Below are 16,132 nucleotides of genomic sequence, written 5' to 3' on the forward strand. Positions count from 1 at the left end.
CCATCCGCGTGCCCCGCCCCGGCCCCGGCCGGCCCCGCACCCGGCCCGATCACGTGATCGCCGACAAGGGCTACAGCTCCCGCGCCATCCGCACCTACCTGCGCCGACGCAAGATCGGCGCGACCATTCCCGAGCGCGCCGACCAACTGGCCGCACGAGCCCGCCGCGGACACCGCCGCCACGCCTTCGACCCGGCCCGCTACAAACGGCGCAACGTCGTCGAACGCTGCTTCAACCGGCTCAAGCACTTCAAAGGCATCGCCACCCGCTACGACAAGCTCGCCGCCCACTACCGATCGGCCGTGACCATCGCCTGCCTGCTGCTATGGCTCAGATGATCCACAAAACAGAACCTAGCGGCCGGACGCGACGGGGTGGCGCTCAGCGATCTCGTCGATCGGTCCGGGATCGGTCTCCGGGATCAGGTCGCGAGCGCGGTACGGCGGCCGCGGCGGGCCACCTCGCGCTCCAGGTACCACTCCACGGCCAGCAGCGGGATCGTCCAGCCGAGCCAGCCGGCCAGCCCGGAGATCGTCCACGCCATCAGGTGGGGGTCGCCGTGGAAGACGGTGTCCTGCAGCGGGGGCAGGGCGATGATCAGGATCACGGTCCACACCCGGTTGGTGATGATGGAGTAGGTCAGCACGGCGCTGCGCAGCATCCAGCGCCGGTGGTCGGCGTACCGGCGGGCGCGGGCGGCGCGCCAGCCCGCCGCGGTGAAGGCGAGCCACAGCAGGGCGAGGAGCACGTCGCTGACCGCGAGGAACGGCCCGAACGGGGTGCCCGCCCCGATGACCAGGCCGGTCAGCCCGGCCGGCAGCACCCCGGCGAACACGTAGACCCGCCCGGCGCGCCGGTGCCACACCGGGTGCCGCCGGCGGAACCACGGCCACACCTGGAAGAACGCGGTGACCATGGCGACCGTGGCGACCAGCACGTGTGCCACGAGCAGTGGGTAGTGCAGGCCGAACCCCTCTGGCTGCGGCACCCGGGACAGCGACGGGTCCCCGGTCAGGTACGGCGGCAGCGAGAACGCGAGGAACCCGGCCGTGAGCAGGCCGAGCGGCACCGTCCAGGGGCGCCGCCACCACGGACGCCGGTGGGCCGGTACCGGCGGAGGACTGTCGATCGTCGTGTGCATGACGGCTCCAAGGGGGATGGTCGAGCAGATGCGTATGGCATACGCTTATTGCGTATCGTATACGCAACGCGTAGGTCATACGCAAACTGGTAAGCTCCTGGAATGCCGGACGACATCGAAGACGAGCTGCCACACGCGCTGAACGTGCTGTGGGGGCGGGCCAAGCCGAAGGGACGGGGGCGCACACCCGCGCTCAGCCTGGAGCGGATCGTGGCGGCGGCCGTCGCCCTCGCCGACGAGGAGGGCCTGGCCGCGCTGTCCATGGCCCGGCTCGCCGACCGGCTCGGCTGCGCGCCCATGTCGCTGTACCGGCACGTGGCCGGCAAGGACGACCTGCAGCTGTTCATGCTGGCCGCCGCGCCCGGCCCGCCGCCGGAGTTCGGCACGGCGCCGGCCGACTGGCGCGGCTCACTCACCCGGTGGGCCGTCGAGCTGTTCGGCGTCTACCTGCGGCATCCATGGATCGTCCAGCTGGTGAACTCCCCGCCGATGGACCCCGGCCAGCTCGCCTGGCTGGACGCCGCGCTGCGCGCCCTCGACGGCACGCCGCTGGACCCGCGGGCCCGGCTCTCAATGGTCATGCTGACGGTGCACTACGTACGCGGCGCGGCCCAGCTCCTGACGTCCATGACCGCCGAACCAGAGGAAAAGGCCGACGAGGCGTACGCCGCCCTGCTCGCCGAGCTCGCCGACCCCGGCCGGTTCCCGGCGCTGACCCGCGCCGTCGAGGCCGGGGTGTTCTCCCCCCGCCCGGGGGCCGGTCCGGACGACGACTTCCGCGCCGGCCTGGACCACCTGCTCGACGGGGTGGGGGTGGCGATCGAGCGCGCCGCCCGGGCCTGAGCCGGGTCAGCCGGCGGCCGGCTCGGGGCGGCGAGACCAAGCCGTGCGAGCGGCGCAGCAGGCCAACGTCGGCCGGCGCGGCGGCGTCTCGGCGCACGGTGGCCGAGGGATCAGGCCGTTGGCTGCGCCACCCTGAGCTGCGGCGACGGTGGTGAGGAAGGCCGGTGCTCGGCGAACAGGTAGACCACCAATAGCAGTGCCAGTTGCAGGCCCAACATCCACTGCCACCGCCGGGGAGCGCCCTCGTCCGGCCGAGGCCCGGCGAGATGGAGCGTCGCCGCGCCGGTGAGCGTACTGATCGCCGCCAGAACCACCAGCCAGCCCGTCGCGGGAGAGGCCGGGTCGTAGCCCGCCTGCCACAGATAGTTGGAGTAGGCCATGCCGAGGTGGCAGGCGATCATCAGGGCCAGCATGCGCCAGGCGAAGCGCCTGGGCACTTCCAGTCGCGCCGGATCCTCGGGCTCGGCCCGCCGCCGGACGGGAACGCGCAGCTCAGCGGCTGGCCCGGGGCCTAGCCTGAGGTCGGGAATCCCGCTCAGGTCGGCCTCGCCCTCCCAGCTCACGCGCAGCCGTACCGTGTCGTCCACCTCGATCCGGCACGCACGTACTTGCCCGGCGAGCAGCGCCATGACCACGAGGCGCAACGCCGTGCCGAAGGATCGGTCGGTCCCCTCGGGAGGCAGGCCGCTGACCTCTGCTTCGACCCCCGACGCGGCCAGCACCGACCGCGCGGCCGTCAGTTCCTCCTGCGGCGAGCGTGACCGGAACCCCTCGGCGACCCGGCGCGCGCCGGTCAGCGCGCGCCGCGCGACCGCGACGATCTCGTCCGGCTCGGCGGCGCCACGGCTCAGCGCGACGATCGCCGACAGGTCGGCTCCCAGCGCCTGCCGCAGGTCCCGCGCCACACGCAGTCGCTCGCCTGTCACCTCCAGCGGGACCAGTTCTTCCCGTACGGCATGCGCCCGCCTGATCAGGTCCCGCATCCGGGGCAGTCCGAACAGCCAGATCGCGGTGTTGGCGTTGAAGGCGGGCGCGCCGATGAGGATGGGGATCGCCGAATCGGGGGAGAGCGCGCCCGCGATCAGGGGCTCGCCGATCGCGGCGAGCGCGGTCAGCACCCACTTGCGGCGGCCCGGCGGCAGGAACGCCACGGGAGTCCTTCCGATGTGCAAATTGCATACGAATCGTAGGCAAGGAGCAGTTGCCACCCAGACACCAGGTGGCATGAACCGGTGCGGCAGACACTTACGCCTCTTCCATCCCTTTTGCCACGCTTTCGCCATCGCAAAGTTATGGAACGGAGCATCATGACCATCTTGGTTACCGCGGCCACCGCACCCGTGGGCCGCTCGATCGTCGAGCAGCTCGTCGCCACCGGGCGGGACGTGCGCGCCCTGACCCGTGATGGTGTCGATGCCGCTGAGGCCGGTGCGCTCGACGCGGTCCTGGTCCATGACGACCAGACCGTAGGAGCCGTCTGCGCCGCCGGCGAGGCCGACCATTTGGCGACGACGTCGGCCTTGCCGTTCGCTCCGGCGATCTGCTCCCACCGGCCCTGACGCCAGGCTTCGTAGTCGGCGGGCACGCCGTTTGCGGCGTCGGCCGTCTGCTGGTCGGAGGGGGGCTGGGGTGCGGTCATGAAGGTACCCCCTATTCTCTCAGCCGCGCCGTGGGGCGCACGGCGGTAGCGCTGCGCACGGCGGTGCGCGGGCTCTGGTGCTCAGCCCGACGGAGCGCACGCCGGTGCGCGGCAGTGGTTGCGTATGAGGCAGGTGATCGGGCGCTGGAGCTGCCCGGCAGGCGACTGGACGCGGCCAGGATTCAGGCGCGGCGGGCTGCCCAGACGGTGCGCTCGGTGCGTACGGCGAGGTCGTCGCGGCGCAGGATGCTGTGCGGGCTGTTGGTGTCGAGTAGCTCGTCGAGTGCGGCGAGGTCTTCGGGGCTGAGCGCTGGTGCGGCGGCGCCGCGGATGCGCTGCAGGCTGCCGTGGGCGTAGCGGCCGATGGCTTCGCTGCGGTCGCCTTCGATGTTCACGGTGATGGTGCGCTCGTCTTCGACGGTGAAACCGGCGGCGGACAGCATCGGTCCCCAGTCGGCGCCGCGGTGCGGGACGTGCTCGGCGTGGAAGCCGTCGGTCGCCCTGTGGCAGCGTTCTCCGAGACCGGGCCGATTCTCGGGGGCGTCGGCGGGCAGGAAGCGGGGAAAGCCGTCCAGCTCGACGACGGCGAACAGGCCGCCCGGGGCGAGCAGGTCGTGGACCCTGGTCAGGGCGCGGTCGGGGTGGGCCATGTGGTGCATCGAGGCCGAGGCCCACACCAGGTCCGGCGTCCCGAGATCGGGCCAGTCAGCGGCGTCGAGATCGGCCTGCACGGTGCGCACGCGCTCCTCCACCCCGCGGGCGCACGCCTTCTCGCGCAGGTGCTGCAGGTGCCCGGCCGAGATGTCGACGGCGATGACGTGCGCCTCAGGGAAACGCTCGAGGAGCGCGAAGGTGCCCGCCCCCGTGCCGCAGCCCAGATCCACGATCTGGCGCGGCTCGGCCTTCAGCGGCAGCCAGGCGGTGATGAATGCGATGTGCTCGGCGAGCACCTCGGCATCCAGGTCAAGGATCTCCGCCTTGCCGCCATCATCGTGCGCCTGGTGGTGGCCGCCTCCGCTGTGACCGTGGCCGTGGCCGCCTTCGCCGTGAGGGGTGTGCTGGTGCGCTTGGGTCATGGCAACACCGTAGGACGCTCATGCGCCTACAGCACAGCCACTTGCGGTTTGCGCAAAAAGGTCGCTTCGTCTGCTGCCCCTCACGCAAGGTCCCGCGCGTGCCGCGCCTCTGGCGCCGTCACTCAGGGGGTCTGAGCGTCGCCGCCGTCGCCGGCCTCGGCGACGGCGCGTTGGTGGCCGCGGCGGGCGTCGCGGTCGAAGATGCCCATGATCTCGCACGGCCCACCCTCGGCGCCGATCGCGTGCGGCATCATGGTGGGGAACTCGGCGGCCTGGTTGGTCTCGATACGGAAGCGGCGATGGCCGAGCATGAGGATGGCGGTGCCGGACAGGACCACAAGCCATTCGCGGCCGGGGTGGGCGCGCATACGGGCAGGGTTGTCGGGCGGCGGTTCGGTCATCCGCTGACGCATCACGCTCATGCCGGGGTCACCCTTTATGGGCCAGCGCATCAGACCGTGGGTGCCGTCGATCATCGGGCTGATGACGACATCGTCGGCGGCGTTCTCCACCAGCTGGTCCAGGGTGGTGTCCAGGGCGCGGGCGAGGGTGACGAGCTGGTCCAGGGCGAGGCGGCGCCGGCCGTTCTCGATGCGGCTGAGCGAGGACTGGCTGAGGTTGGCGCGGGTGGCCAGTTCTTCCAGGGACCAGCCCTGGGCGACCCGTAGGGCGCGGATCCGTTTGCGTACGAGGCTGTCCAGCTGCCCATCTTCTTGCGTCATAGGCACCTTTCTGCAATGCGGGCTTAACGTCGGCTACAGGTGCCCCGGAACGGGGGCCACGCACGACGAAAGGGCGCGACGTGTCTGCGCAGACTTTCCGCTACGAGAGCGACGGACTGCCCGCTGAGACCGAGACCGCGGATGTGGTGGTGATCCGCGGTTCACCGTCAGCCTGACGGATGGCCGCACGGTGACAGCGCGCCGGGTGCTGGTGGCCACCGGCCTGCGCGACGTGCTGCCCGAGGTGCCCGGCCTGTCCGGGCACTGGGGTCACAGCGTGGTGCACTGTCCCTACTGCCACGGCTGGGAGGTACGCGATGAGCCGATCGGCATCCTCGCCACCGGGCCCGCCTCGGTCCACCACGTGTGGTTGTTCCGCCAGCTGACCGACGACCTCATCTACTTCACCCGCGGCACCGAGCTGGACGCGGACACCCGTGCCCGCTTCGCCGCCCGCCACATCCGCACCATCGAGACCCCCGTGCAGGAAGTCGTCAACGACGAGGGCGGCGCCCTGGCAGGCGTGCGCCTGACGGATGGCAGCTCCGTGGAGTGGCGCGTCCTGGCCGTCGCGGACATCGACGCGGTCCTCGCTGCAGCACAGAGCGAGAACACCGCCGCCTAAACCCCTCTGCCGCTGAGCCGCGCGGCCGCACCCAACGGTCCGCGCGGTGAGCGAGTACGAGTCTTCATCTCATCAATTCGGCGACCGGCCCTGCTCCGGCGCTGATCCCGCATGTCCTCTTACGGAGACCACAGAGACCGTCGCCGCCCGATGACCGCGTAACAACCGGGCGGATCAGCGGCGAGGACACGGTTTCTTCTTCCATGGACATCCTTCCGGGGACGGGCACCTGATCTCGGATGTCCGTCAAACCGGATCAAGCCCAGTAGGACGAGAGAACGATATGCCGTGGTCATGCGACTGCCGTCCGATATCGCCAAGGCGTGACCGATGCGTACTGATTCAGATACGTAACTCTCGGTTACCTTTCGGGGCGTCGTAGCAACCCGAGCGGAGGGCCGTACCGGGCTGCGCGCTCTGGCTCGCTGACGGCGACCGAGTGGGGAAGCCTCGGGGCCGGACGCGGATGATTGGCCCGCGTCCGGCCCAAGGGGTGGCTGCCTACTCGCTGATGGGCGTTACTGCGACCTTGTCCACGATCGGGGCGTATCGCGAGCGCAGCAGAATGTCGGGGAAGGTGTCGGAGATGTAGGAGGCGCCGTCGAAATTCGGCGGTTCCTGCGAGGCGAAGGCGACGGTGTTGGCTCCCTTCGTGAGCTGTACCGGGACGGTCAGGTCCCAGAAGTTGTCGGCGTGGAAGGAGTGGGGGAACCAGGTCCGCTGAGGTGAGGCGCCGTTGACGGAGATCTCGGCGTGGCGGGCCAGCGGGTCGGGGTTGTAGTGGGAGGCGGGGGACTGTTCGGGGTTGGAGTATCGGACGGTCAGCGCGTACGTGCCGTTCTTGGGGGCGGTGACGTCGAAGGTGAGGGTGTTGGCGTTGCCGGGGGCGCCGCCGATGTCGGTGACGGCCTTGCCGCCGCTGGCCAGGGGGAGGTCGGTGGTCTTGGCGGTGCCGGCGATGCGGGCGGATTCGGCTTCGTACCAGGTGGGCTTGAGCGTGCCGTCGCCGGGCAGGACGCGCAGGCGGTCCAGGCGGAGCCCGCCCGACCGGCCGGTGATGGTGATCTTGTTGATGCCACCGGACAGGAACGCCTTCACGCTGGTGGAGGCGTTGACGCGGCCGACGCGCCGGCCGTTGACGTCGAGCACGCCCGTGCCTCCGCCGGCGGTGTCGACGGCCAGCGTCGACGCGCCGTCGCCGGGGGAGTGGACCCAGAAGGTCGCGCTCTGGTCCTCGGCCACGGTCACGACGCCCGCGCCGGAGACCTTCTCGCGGGAGTAGACGGTGTGCGCGCCGGCAAGCGTGGCGTGCTCGGCCTCGTACGTGGCCTCCCACAGTCTGGTGGGCGCGGAGGCGGGGGAGGCATTGGCTCCGGGGCTGAGGATGATCTGGTACGCCGACGACTCCTCCAGCGCGGGCAGGCCGTCGCCGAAGTCGAAGGCCACCGAGCCGTCCTTGACCGGCTGGTTGACTTCAGCCAGGACGCGTGGTTGGGCGGAGTCGCCGAGCTGGCCGGTCCAGGGGATCTCCTGGACGAGCGCGTGCACGGTGCCGCCGAACAGCGCGGTGTCCACCTTGTCGAAGCGGATGCCCACGTTGCCGGAGGCGCCGCCGAACAGGGCGCGGGCCTGTGCCTTGGCCTTGTCGAGCGTGGCGACGCCCTGCAGGGTGTAGCTGGCGTTCGGGCGTGGCGGGGTGACCTTGACCGTGTTGCCGCTCATCTGGCCGTAGGCGTGCAGCAGCCACCACTGGCCGTTGCCGCGGTTGGCCTGAACGGCGGAGTCGGACAGGTTGCCGTCGATGTTCCAGTAGGCGATGTCGGCGTCGACCTTCGACTCCTCGATGGCCGACACCCACTGGATCATCTGGCCGGGCACCGAGGTGTGGTAGTTGAAGGCGTACTCGTTGAGGTTGACCGGCAGTTCCCTGCCCTCGTACGGCGTGCCCTTGAACGCCGCCCGCTCCCACTGCCGGTACCTGGCGACGCTGGTGCGGATGCGGGCCGGGTCGCCGAGCTCGTGCCACGTGGCGACCTGCGGCACGGTGTCCGCCTGGAGGGTGTGCCGCAGGAAGCCCTCCACCTGGCCGTACAGCTGGCTGGTGTTCGGCCCGGCGATCCTGGCGGCCGGCATCTTCGCCTTGATCAGAGCGTAGGCCTCGTCCCATGCCTTGAAGTAGTAGCGCGGATCGGTGAGCCAGCTGATCTTGTTGTAGCTCCACTGACCCGTGCCGAACATGTTGCCCTCGGGCTCGTTGAACGGAACGAAGACGATGTGATCCTGATATTTCGGGTCAAGCTGCAGAACCTGGTCGACCTGCTTGGCGATCTTGGCCTTGTAGTCGTCCAGCCTCGCCTCCGGCGTGCCGCCGGGCCACTGGTAGGGGAAGCCGCGGTAGATGTCGGTCATGTAGATGTACACGTCACCGCCGGTGCTGTCGGCCAGCGGCTTGACCACCTCCAGGGCGTCGGCGCCTGGGTGTTGCGGGCCGTCCTGCGCCTTGGTGGAGACCGTGCGCAGGTTGATGCCTTCGAGGAGGTTGCTGCTCGGCACGCCTTCGCCGTACACGCCGTACAGGGTGCCGGACGCACCGCCGTGGAAGGCGCCGGTCTCGCTGCTGAGGTCGATGGAGAGGTCGTTGCCGATCACCTTGACGCCGGCCTCGACCGGTGTGCCGAGCGCGGTGCCCTTGACGCTGAACTGGCCCGGTTTGGCGTACTGGGCCGGATCGACGGCCTGCCAGGTGATGCTCACGCCGCGGCGGATGCCGTCAGTGAACTGCGCGGTGGCGGTCTGCGGCAGTTCCGGCTCGACGCCAGGATAGGTGGTGACCTCGAACGTGGTCTGCTCGATCTTCGACAGGGCGGCCAGGTGGTCGCCGGCCAGCTCGACGACCTGCTCAGCGGTCATGGCGGCGTCGTAGACGCGGAAGTCGTCCAGGTCGCCGGCCAGGAACGGGTGTCCGCCCCAGAACGCCTTGCCGAGGAAGCCGGAGGTGGTGGCGCCGTTCATGACCGCCGCCAGGTCGAGCCGGGCGGTGGTGCTGCCGATGGGCGCGCCGTTGACGTAGTAGGTGAGGGTCTTGCCGTCGATCGTGGTGACGAGGTTGAGCCACTGGCCTGCAGGCAACTTCTGGACGCCCGGCACGCCGACCTCGGCGGTGCCGTTGACCGGCTTGACGGACGACCTCGTCGTCGCGTCGCCGGCGTAGGACGGGGTGACGAAGGTGGCGGTCGCGGCGTCCTTGCCGAGGTTGTAGACCCACTGGAAGTCGGCGCCACCAGCCCACTTCAGCCAGGTGGAGACGGTTACGGCATGGCGGTCACGGAACAGGCCGCCCGGGATCGTCACGTAGGGAGCGCTCTGCGAGCCCGCGGGCCCGCCGGACAACGACAGGGCTTGCGTGCCGTCGGGGCCGGTGGCGGCCTTGGCGGTGCCCGGGTTGGTGAGGACTCCGTCGAGGCCGGAGGGGGAGCGGTCCTCGACGCCGCCGCCCGACAGGTCGCCTTCGAAGTCGTAGTGGAGGACGAGGGCCGGCGCATCGGCGCTGAGCGCTGGTAAGGCGGTCAGCGGGAGCGCGGTCAGCGCCAGCACGGAAGCGAGGACGGCATGCGGCGCGAGCCTGCGACGCCACCGGGACAAGGGCATGGCCATGGGCCTTTCCCCTTCAGGAAATATGTAAGGAGTCGAATCGATTCGGCGAATCGATTCGACTGGACGATAAGTGTCTTGCCAGCCAAGGGTCAAGAGCCGGAACCGTGCCCCGACATCTTGCTCCCACGGGACTGTCACGCGACTCCCTGCCCAGGGAGTGCCGTTCAGCCCCGGCCCGCTGGCCTGGCGGATGGTTTGCGTCGGCGGAGGGCGTCGGTGTTCAGGCGCGCGACGGTGCCGGGCCGGTGGTGCCGCGCAACGAGATCGGCGGAGCGATCAGCACGTGGCCGTGGGGCGTGGCGGGATCGGCGATCCTCTGGATGAGCAGCTCCACGGCACGGGCCCCCATCTCGTCGGCGGGCACGTCGGCGGCAGTGAGCGGCGGGTGCAGGCTCTCGGCCCAATGCTGGGCGGCGACGCCCGTGATGGAGAAGTCGCCCGGCACCATCCGGCCCGTCTGGCTCAACGCGCGGTACATCCCGGCCACGGCGGCCTCGTTGATGGTGGCGATGGCCGTCAGCCCGGACCTGGCGGTCAGGAGCTGCTCGACGCACGCCTGCCCGGCCTGGGCGTCGTCGGCGCAGCAGACCTGCACGCCCTCCAGGCCGCGCGCGGCCACGGCGCGGGTGAAGCCGGCCTGGGCGCGGTGGCCCGGGCCGTAGCCGGCGGCGACCAGTTCGGCGTTGCGGTTGACCAGGGCGATCTGCCGGTGGCCGAGGTCGGCCAGGTGGTCGACGCATTTGGCGATCAGGGCCTCGTAGTCGATGTCCACCCAGGACATCTCCTCCGGATGGCTGGTACGGCCGATGCCGACGAACGGCAGGCGGCTGTCGCGCAGGCGGGCCACGCGTTCGTCTTCGAGGCGGATCTCCATGAGTATGACGCCGTCGACGCGCCGCCCGGTGACGACGCGCTCGAACGAGCGGTCGTGCTCGCCACCCGACGGCGACAGCAGGACGTCGAGGTCGGCGCGGGCGGCCGCGTCGACCACGCTGGCTACGAAGCCGAGTTGCATGTCGGTCAGCCGCCGGCCCGCCGGCGGGACGACCAACCCGATGGTGCGGGTCCGGCCTTCCTTCAGTGCCCGGGCGGCGGCGTTCGGCCGATAGCCGAGCTCGTCGATGACCGCCAGGATGCGCCGTTTGGTCTCCGGTGACACCGGCCGCTTTCCGGTGAGCGCGTAGGAGACGGTGCTGCGCGACACGCCGGCCTTCTGGGCGATCTCCCCGATGTTCACCCGCGCTCCTTCGGTCCCCATGATGATGACCATCGTAGGTCGAATCGGTTCATGAGCGTTGGGCTGTCGGATTTCCGTGACGAGGATGTGCCGCTCTGCGCCCCGCCTGCGCAACATATCCGACAAGAGTCGGCGCACCCATTGACGCTCCAGATGGGGCGGACCTATCTTCGGTCGAACCGATTCGCCGAATCGGTTCGACTTATTTGGGGACGGTCGCAGCACCCTCTCAGCGGAGGTCACATCAATGAGTTCAGCGGCAGGAAGACGGCGTGTCGCCGGCATGGGTCTGGCGGTCCTGGCCGCCACGGGCGGACTGGCGGCGTGCTCGTCGTCCGGCGACGGAAGCGGGAGCGCGAACGGCGCGAGCCAGGCGGCGGGGGGCGGCACCTACACGATCTGGGACCCCTACCCGCAGTACGACAAGAGCTCGGAATGGGTGAAGCTGCTGGAGACCTGCGGCACCCAGGCGGGCGTGAAGGTCGAGCGCACCGGCTACGACACCAGCGACCTGACCAACAAGGCGCTGCTGGCGGCCCAGCAGGGCAACTCGTCGGACGTGCTGATCGTCGACAACCCGGTGGTCTCGACCCTGGCCGAGGCCGGCGTCCTGACGTCGACCGAGGAGACCAAGCTCGACGTCTCCGCCGTCGCGCCGAACCTGCTGGCCGCGGGCCAGAGCGGCGGCAAGACCTACGGCGTCCCGATCGGCGCCAACACCCTGGCCCTGTACTACAACGAGGACGTCCTGAAGAAGGCGGGGGTGGACGTCGCCACGGTCAAGGACTGGGCGTCGCTGACCGCCGCGCTGGAGAAGGTGAAGGCGGCCGGGAAGAAGGGCATCACGTTCTCGGCGATCGGCACCGAGGAGGGCAGCTTCCAGTTCCTGCCCTGGTACTGGGGCTCCGGCGCGAACCTCACCAAGCTCGACTCGCCCGAGGGCGTCTCGGCGGTGGCGCTGTGGAGCGACTGGCTGAAGAAGGGCTACGCCCCCAACTCCGTCATCAACAACACGCAGACCACGAGCTGGCAGGAGTTCGCCGCCGGCGACTACGCCTTCGCCGAGAACGGCACCTGGCAGCTCGCCGGCGTCAAGAAGGCCGGCTTCCCGTACGGGATCATCCCGATCCCCGCCAAGGACGGCGGCACCGCGCCCGCGCCGACCGGCGGCGAGTTCGTCAGCATGCCCGTGCAGTCCGACACCGCCCGCTACGCCATCTCCCAGAAGCTGGTGACCTGCCTGACCAGCGCGGACAACTCATTCGCCACGACCACCACCCTGTCCTACATCGCCCCCACCGAGCAGGTGCAGGCCAAGCAGGTCGAGCAGAATCCCGAGCTCAAGGTGTGGGTGGAGGCGGTCAAGGCCGCCAAGGGCCGTACCAGCGACGACCTGGGCACCAAGTATCCGAAGATCTCCGAGCCGATGTGGGGCGCGGTGCAGGCGGCGCTGAGCGGGTCGAAGTCGCCGCAGGAGGCGATGGCCGCCGCCCAGTCCGCCGCAGCGAGCGCGACCCAGTAGCCCGGCATGAGCCAACTGACGCAGACGCCGGGGCGTTCCGCCCGGACGGCCTCAAGGGACCATCGGGTGGCACGCGTCAGGTCCGGCCAGTGGGCGGCGTGGGCGTTCCTCGTCCCCGTCGTCCTCTACCTGCTGGTCTTCTACGCCTACCCGCTCTACCGCAACGTCGAGCTGAGCCTGCGCAACTACACCGTGCGCTCCTTTGTGCAGGGTGACGCCCCGTTCGCTGGATTCGGCAACTACGCCAAGGTGTTCGCCGACGCCACCTTCGGGCCCGCGCTGTGGCACACGGCGGTGTTCACGCTGGTGTCGCTGGCCTTCCAGTTCACCGCCGGGCTGGCGCTCGCGCTGTTCTTCAGCAAGAACTTCCGGCTGTCGGCCACCCTGCGCGCGCTGTTCCTGGTGCCGTGGCTGCTGCCGCTGATCGTGTCCGCCTCGACCTGGTCGTGGATGCTCAACAGCGACTCCGGCGTGGTCAACGCCGTGCTCGGCTGGTTCGGGATCGGGCCGGTGAACTGGCTGACCTCCCCTGACTGGTCGCTGTGGTCGGTGATCATCGCCAATGTGTGGATCGGCATCCCGTTCAACCTGGTCGTGCTGTACTCCGGGCTGCAGGCGATCCCGTCGGCCGTCTACGAGGCCGCCGCGCTGGACGGTGCCGGCCCCTGGCAGCGGTTCTGGAAGGTGACGTTCCCGCTGCTGCGGCCGGTGTCGGCGATCACCGTCCTGCTCGGGCTGGTCTACACGCTGAAGGTGTTCGACATCATCTGGATCATGACCAAAGGTGGGCCGAGTGGGTCGTCCACCACGTTCGCCACCTGGTCCTACCGGATGGGCTTCGGCAACCTGGTGCCCGCCTTCGGGCCCGGCGCCGCGGTCGGCAACCTGCTGATCGTGACGGCGCTCGTCCTCGGAGTGGTCTACGTCCGCGCGCAGCGAAGGCAGGCCCTCGCATGAAGCAGGTCAAGACCGCGATCGGGCTGCTGCTGACCGCCGTGATGTTGTTCCCGGTCTACTGGATGATCAACGTGTCGTTCACCCGCGACACCGCCATGCGCAAGAGCCCACCGGACTTCATCCCGCTCGACGGCACCCTGGACGGCTACCGGGCCGTGCTCGACCAGCAGCTTCCCTATCTGGGCACCAGCCTGGTCGTCGGGTTCGGCACGGTGGCGCTGACGCTGGTGCTCGCGGCGCCGGCGGCGTACTCGCTGGCCAAGCTGCGCCCGCGTGGCGGCGGCGTGCTGAGCTTCGTGCTGCTGATCGCGCAGATGATCCCCGGGATCATCATGGCGATGGGCTTCTACGCCATCTTCCTCAGCACCGGCGTGCTCAACACCGTCCCCGGGCTGATCGTGGCCGACTCCACGCTCGCCGTGCCGTTCGCTGTGCTGATCCTCACCACGTTCATGTCCGGCATCCCCGAGGAACTGCTGCAGGCCGCCCGCGTCGACGGCGCCGGAGTGCTGCGCACGTTCGTCTCGATCGTCCTGCCGATCAGCCGCAACTCGATCATCACGGTGTCGCTGTTCGCGTTCCTGTGGGCCTGGTCGGACTTCATCTTCGCCTCCACCCTCGACCAGGGCGGCGACCACCAGCCGATCACCCTCGGCATCTACCACTACATCGGCAACAACAACCAGGAATGGAACGCCATCATGGCCACCGCCGTGGTCGCGTCCGTCCCGGCCACCGTCCTGCTCGTCGTCGCCCAGCGCTATGTCGCGGCCGGCGTCACCGCGGGCGCCGTCAAAGACTGAGAAGGGACCCCCGTTTCATGACCGCCCCAGGCCCGGTGTTCTCCCTCCGGGAGATCCCGTTCAGCTACCGAGGGTCCTGGCTCGGCTTCTCGCCCGTGGTGGCCGAGAAGACCTATGCCCAGGACGTGCACCTGGTCTCCCACCAGACCGGCATGCACCCCGTCCTGCGGCTGGCCCCGAGCGCGGAGGCCGCCGTGTCGGCCACGCCGCACCAGCTCACCTGGAGCGCCGGCGACGGACGCGTGCACCTCGCCTACGAGAGCGCCGACACCGTACGCGTCCAGGGCCTCGGGCTCGGGCTGCGCCTGCTGGCCGCCGATCCCGTCCTTACGCCGTTCAGCGGCCCGTACTTCTACCAGGACCCCGTGGACGGCTCGTACGTCTTCACCGTCTACCAGACCGGCCGCCGCTACCGGATCACCGTGCTCACGGGCACGGCAGAGCCGCTCGGTACGCAGTCGCTCGGCGCCGCCGAACGCGGCCTCGCTCTGAACGGCGAGTGGGAGATCGCCGTCGAGGAGTACGAGACCGCCCGCGCCCCCTACACCGCCACCGACGCCTTCGAGCAGGTGGCCAAGGCCGCCCGCGCCGAGTTCGACGCGTTCGCCGACGCGGTCGCGCCCTGGCGCGGCGACGGCGCGCCCGCCGCCGAACTGGCCGCCTACGTCCTGTGGTCGGCCGCCGTGCGCCCGGCCGGGTTCGTCACCCGGCCCGCGATCCTGATGTCGAAGCACTGGATGGACAAGGTGTGGAGCTGGGACCACTGCTTCAACGCCCTCGCCCTCGGGGACGGCCTGCCCGGCCTGGCCTGGGACCAGTTTCGGCTGCCCTTCGACCACCAGGACGCGGCCGGCGCGCTGCCCGACTCCGTCACCCATTCGGAGATCCTCTACAACTTCGTCAAGCCGCCCATCCATGGGTGGGCCCTGGGCCGGCTGCCCGGCGACGTCCCGGAGGAGGCGTACCGGCTGCTGGAACGCTGGACCACGTTCTGGCTGACCGCCCGCCGCGCCCCCGGACGCGAGCTGCCGCACTACCAGCACGGCAACGACAGCGGCTGGGACAACGCCACCACGTTCGACCCCGAACGCGTCGTCGAGACCGCCGACCTGGCCGCCTTCCTCGTGCTCCAGATGCGGCAGCTGGCCCGCCTCGCCCCCGACCCCGGCACGGCGGCGCACTGGTCCGGCGCGGCCGACCGGATGCGGGAGGCGCTGCTGTCCGAGCTGTGGGCGGGGGACCGGTTCGTCGCCCGCGGCGTGCGCTCCGGGGCGACCTGGTCCACCTCCAGCCTGCTCGACCTGATGCCCATCGTGCTGGGCGACGAACTACCCGAACCCGTGCAGACGGCACTGGCCGCGCGCATCGCGTCACACCTCACCGCGTTCGGGCCGGCCACCGAACTGCCGTCCTCCGAGCACTATCAGGACGACGGCTACTGGCGCGGGCCGATCTGGGCCCCGTCGACCGTGCTCATCGAGGACGGCCTGCGCCGTGCCGGTCACACGGCGCTGGCCGACGAGATCAGCGCCCGCTTCCGCCAGCTGTGCGAGCGGTCCGGGTTCGCGGAGAACTTCGACGCGCGCACCGGCGAGGGGTTGCGCGACCGCGCCTACACCTGGACGGCCAGCGCCTACCTCATCCTCGCCGCCGCTCACGAACAGCGGCTCTGACCTGTACGGCATGGAACATGCGCTGCGACGGCTGGGCCGCGCGGCGCCCCGGCGGTTCTCCGTCGCCGGCGTCGTCGGGCGGCACTGGGCCATGTCACCGACAAGCTCACCCTGGGGGGTGGGGGCGGCGCCTTCTGGGCGCTGTCCCCACCTCCTGCGGTGTGGTCGCGGGTTATCGGGGTGTGGTCGGGCAGAACTCGGCGTCGAGCACGTTGGTGAGGACGCCGAGGCCGCTCCAGT

14 protein-coding genes are annotated in these 16,132 nt (G+C 70.2%); 8 read left to right on the plus strand and 6 right to left on the minus strand.

Features of this window, described 5'->3' with window-relative positions; genetic code table 11:
• Positions 1-338, plus strand: a 338-nt coding sequence (locus ACZ6R6_RS48270; protein WP_470104158.1) for a transposase, incomplete at its 5' end; no start/stop codon positions are given.
• Positions 339-421: 83 nt separating this feature from the next.
• Here ACZ6R6_RS48270 and ACZ6R6_RS48275 read toward each other — a convergent pair.
• Positions 422-1,141 carry a DUF2306 domain-containing protein gene (locus ACZ6R6_RS48275; RefSeq protein WP_470104160.1) on the minus strand — a complete coding sequence of 240 codons (720 nt, stop codon included), beginning with the start codon at positions 1,139-1,141 and terminating at the stop codon, positions 422-424.
• A gap of 102 nt (positions 1,142-1,243) precedes the next feature.
• Between ACZ6R6_RS48275 and ACZ6R6_RS48280 the strand changes: the two genes are divergently transcribed.
• The gene (locus ACZ6R6_RS48280; protein WP_470104162.1) at positions 1,244-1,984 is read left to right on the plus strand and encodes a TetR/AcrR family transcriptional regulator; all 741 of its coding nucleotides are present in this window, start codon (positions 1,244-1,246) and stop codon (positions 1,982-1,984) included.
• 110 nt (positions 1,985-2,094) lie between these two features.
• On the opposite strand, the gene ACZ6R6_RS48285 is transcribed toward ACZ6R6_RS48280, so the two are convergent.
• Positions 2,095-3,135 carry a sensor histidine kinase gene (locus ACZ6R6_RS48285; RefSeq protein ID WP_470104164.1) on the minus strand — a complete coding sequence of 347 codons (1,041 nt, stop codon included), beginning with the start codon at positions 3,133-3,135 and terminating at the stop codon, positions 2,095-2,097.
• A gap of 156 nt (positions 3,136-3,291) precedes the next feature.
• Between ACZ6R6_RS48285 and ACZ6R6_RS48290 the strand changes: the two genes are divergently transcribed.
• Entirely contained in the window at positions 3,292-3,543 is a 252-nt protein-coding gene (locus tag ACZ6R6_RS48290) for a hypothetical protein (protein WP_470104166.1), read from the plus strand.
• A gap of 262 nt (positions 3,544-3,805) precedes the next feature.
• Here ACZ6R6_RS48290 and ACZ6R6_RS48295 read toward each other — a convergent pair whose 3' ends face one another.
• Both ACZ6R6_RS48295 and ACZ6R6_RS48300 read right to left on the minus strand, forming a co-directional pair.
• Positions 3,806-4,699: an L-histidine N(alpha)-methyltransferase gene (locus tag ACZ6R6_RS48295; protein WP_470104168.1), complete on the minus strand. Its 894-nt coding sequence runs from the start codon at positions 4,697-4,699 to the stop codon at positions 3,806-3,808.
• A 122-nt stretch (positions 4,700-4,821) separates the two neighbouring features.
• Positions 4,822-5,421, minus strand: coding sequence for a helix-turn-helix domain-containing protein (locus tag ACZ6R6_RS48300; protein WP_470104170.1), 600 nt, complete (start codon positions 5,419-5,421; stop codon positions 4,822-4,824).
• A 190-nt stretch (positions 5,422-5,611) separates the two neighbouring features.
• Between ACZ6R6_RS48300 and ACZ6R6_RS48305 the strand changes: the two genes are divergently transcribed.
• Complete coding sequence (locus ACZ6R6_RS48305; protein ID WP_470104171.1) at positions 5,612-6,046, plus strand: NAD(P)/FAD-dependent oxidoreductase; 435 nt, start codon at positions 5,612-5,614, stop codon at positions 6,044-6,046.
• 501 nt (positions 6,047-6,547) lie between these two features.
• Here the strand turns inward: ACZ6R6_RS48305 and ACZ6R6_RS48310 are convergent.
• A complete protein-coding gene (locus ACZ6R6_RS48310) occupies positions 6,548-9,700 on the minus strand; it encodes a LamG-like jellyroll fold domain-containing protein (RefSeq protein WP_470104172.1) in 3,153 nt (1,050 codons plus the stop codon).
• Between the two features lie 220 nt (positions 9,701-9,920).
• The gene (locus tag ACZ6R6_RS48315) at positions 9,921-10,958 is read right to left on the minus strand and encodes a LacI family DNA-binding transcriptional regulator (RefSeq protein WP_470104173.1); all 1,038 of its coding nucleotides are present in this window, start codon (positions 10,956-10,958) and stop codon (positions 9,921-9,923) included.
• Between the two features lie 262 nt (positions 10,959-11,220).
• On the opposite strand from ACZ6R6_RS48315, the gene ACZ6R6_RS48320 reads away from it, so the two are divergent.
• The 4 genes from ACZ6R6_RS48320 to ACZ6R6_RS48335 all read left to right on the plus strand — a co-directional run bounded on the left by ACZ6R6_RS48320 (position 11,221) and on the right by ACZ6R6_RS48335 (position 15,892).
• Positions 11,221-12,459 (plus strand): sugar ABC transporter substrate-binding protein, encoded by a 1,239-nt coding sequence (locus tag ACZ6R6_RS48320; RefSeq protein WP_470104175.1) that lies wholly within the window; start codon positions 11,221-11,223, stop codon positions 12,457-12,459.
• A gap of 66 nt (positions 12,460-12,525) precedes the next feature.
• Entirely contained in the window at positions 12,526-13,416 is an 891-nt protein-coding gene (locus ACZ6R6_RS48325; RefSeq protein WP_470104176.1) for a carbohydrate ABC transporter permease, read from the plus strand.
• Entirely contained in the window at positions 13,413-14,219 is an 807-nt protein-coding gene (locus ACZ6R6_RS48330; protein ID WP_470104177.1) for a carbohydrate ABC transporter permease, read from the plus strand. Before ACZ6R6_RS48325 ends, ACZ6R6_RS48330 begins: the two co-directional genes overlap by 4 nt.
• A gap of 17 nt (positions 14,220-14,236) precedes the next feature.
• A complete protein-coding gene (locus ACZ6R6_RS48335) occupies positions 14,237-15,892 on the plus strand; it encodes an amylo-alpha-1,6-glucosidase (RefSeq protein ID WP_470104178.1) in 1,656 nt (551 codons plus the stop codon).
• Positions 15,893-16,132: the final 240 nt, after the last annotated feature.

The organism is Streptosporangium sp. NPDC048886, assembly GCF_055586905.1.

Coding starts and splice junctions, on each gene's coding strand:
- ACZ6R6_RS48275 (WP_470104160.1), bottom strand. CDS start 1,141: ATGCACACGACGATCGACAGTCCTCCGCCGGTACCGGCCCACCGGCGT.
- ACZ6R6_RS48280 (WP_470104162.1), top strand. CDS start 1,244: ATGCCGGACGACATCGAAGACGAGCTGCCACACGCGCTGAACGTGCTG.
- ACZ6R6_RS48290 (WP_470104166.1), top strand. CDS start 3,292: ATGACCATCTTGGTTACCGCGGCCACCGCACCCGTGGGCCGCTCGATC.
- ACZ6R6_RS48295 (WP_470104168.1), bottom strand. CDS start 4,699: ATGACCCAAGCGCACCAGCACACCCCTCACGGCGAAGGCGGCCACGGC.
- ACZ6R6_RS48300 (WP_470104170.1), bottom strand. CDS start 5,421: ATGACGCAAGAAGATGGGCAGCTGGACAGCCTCGTACGCAAACGGATC.
- ACZ6R6_RS48310 (WP_470104172.1), bottom strand. CDS start 9,700: ATGGCCATGCCCTTGTCCCGGTGGCGTCGCAGGCTCGCGCCGCATGCC.
- ACZ6R6_RS48315 (WP_470104173.1), bottom strand. CDS start 10,958: ATGGGGACCGAAGGAGCGCGGGTGAACATCGGGGAGATCGCCCAGAAG.
- ACZ6R6_RS48320 (WP_470104175.1), top strand. CDS start 11,221: ATGGGTCTGGCGGTCCTGGCCGCCACGGGCGGACTGGCGGCGTGCTCG.
- ACZ6R6_RS48330 (WP_470104177.1), top strand. CDS start 13,413: ATGAAGCAGGTCAAGACCGCGATCGGGCTGCTGCTGACCGCCGTGATG.
- ACZ6R6_RS48335 (WP_470104178.1), top strand. CDS start 14,237: ATGACCGCCCCAGGCCCGGTGTTCTCCCTCCGGGAGATCCCGTTCAGC.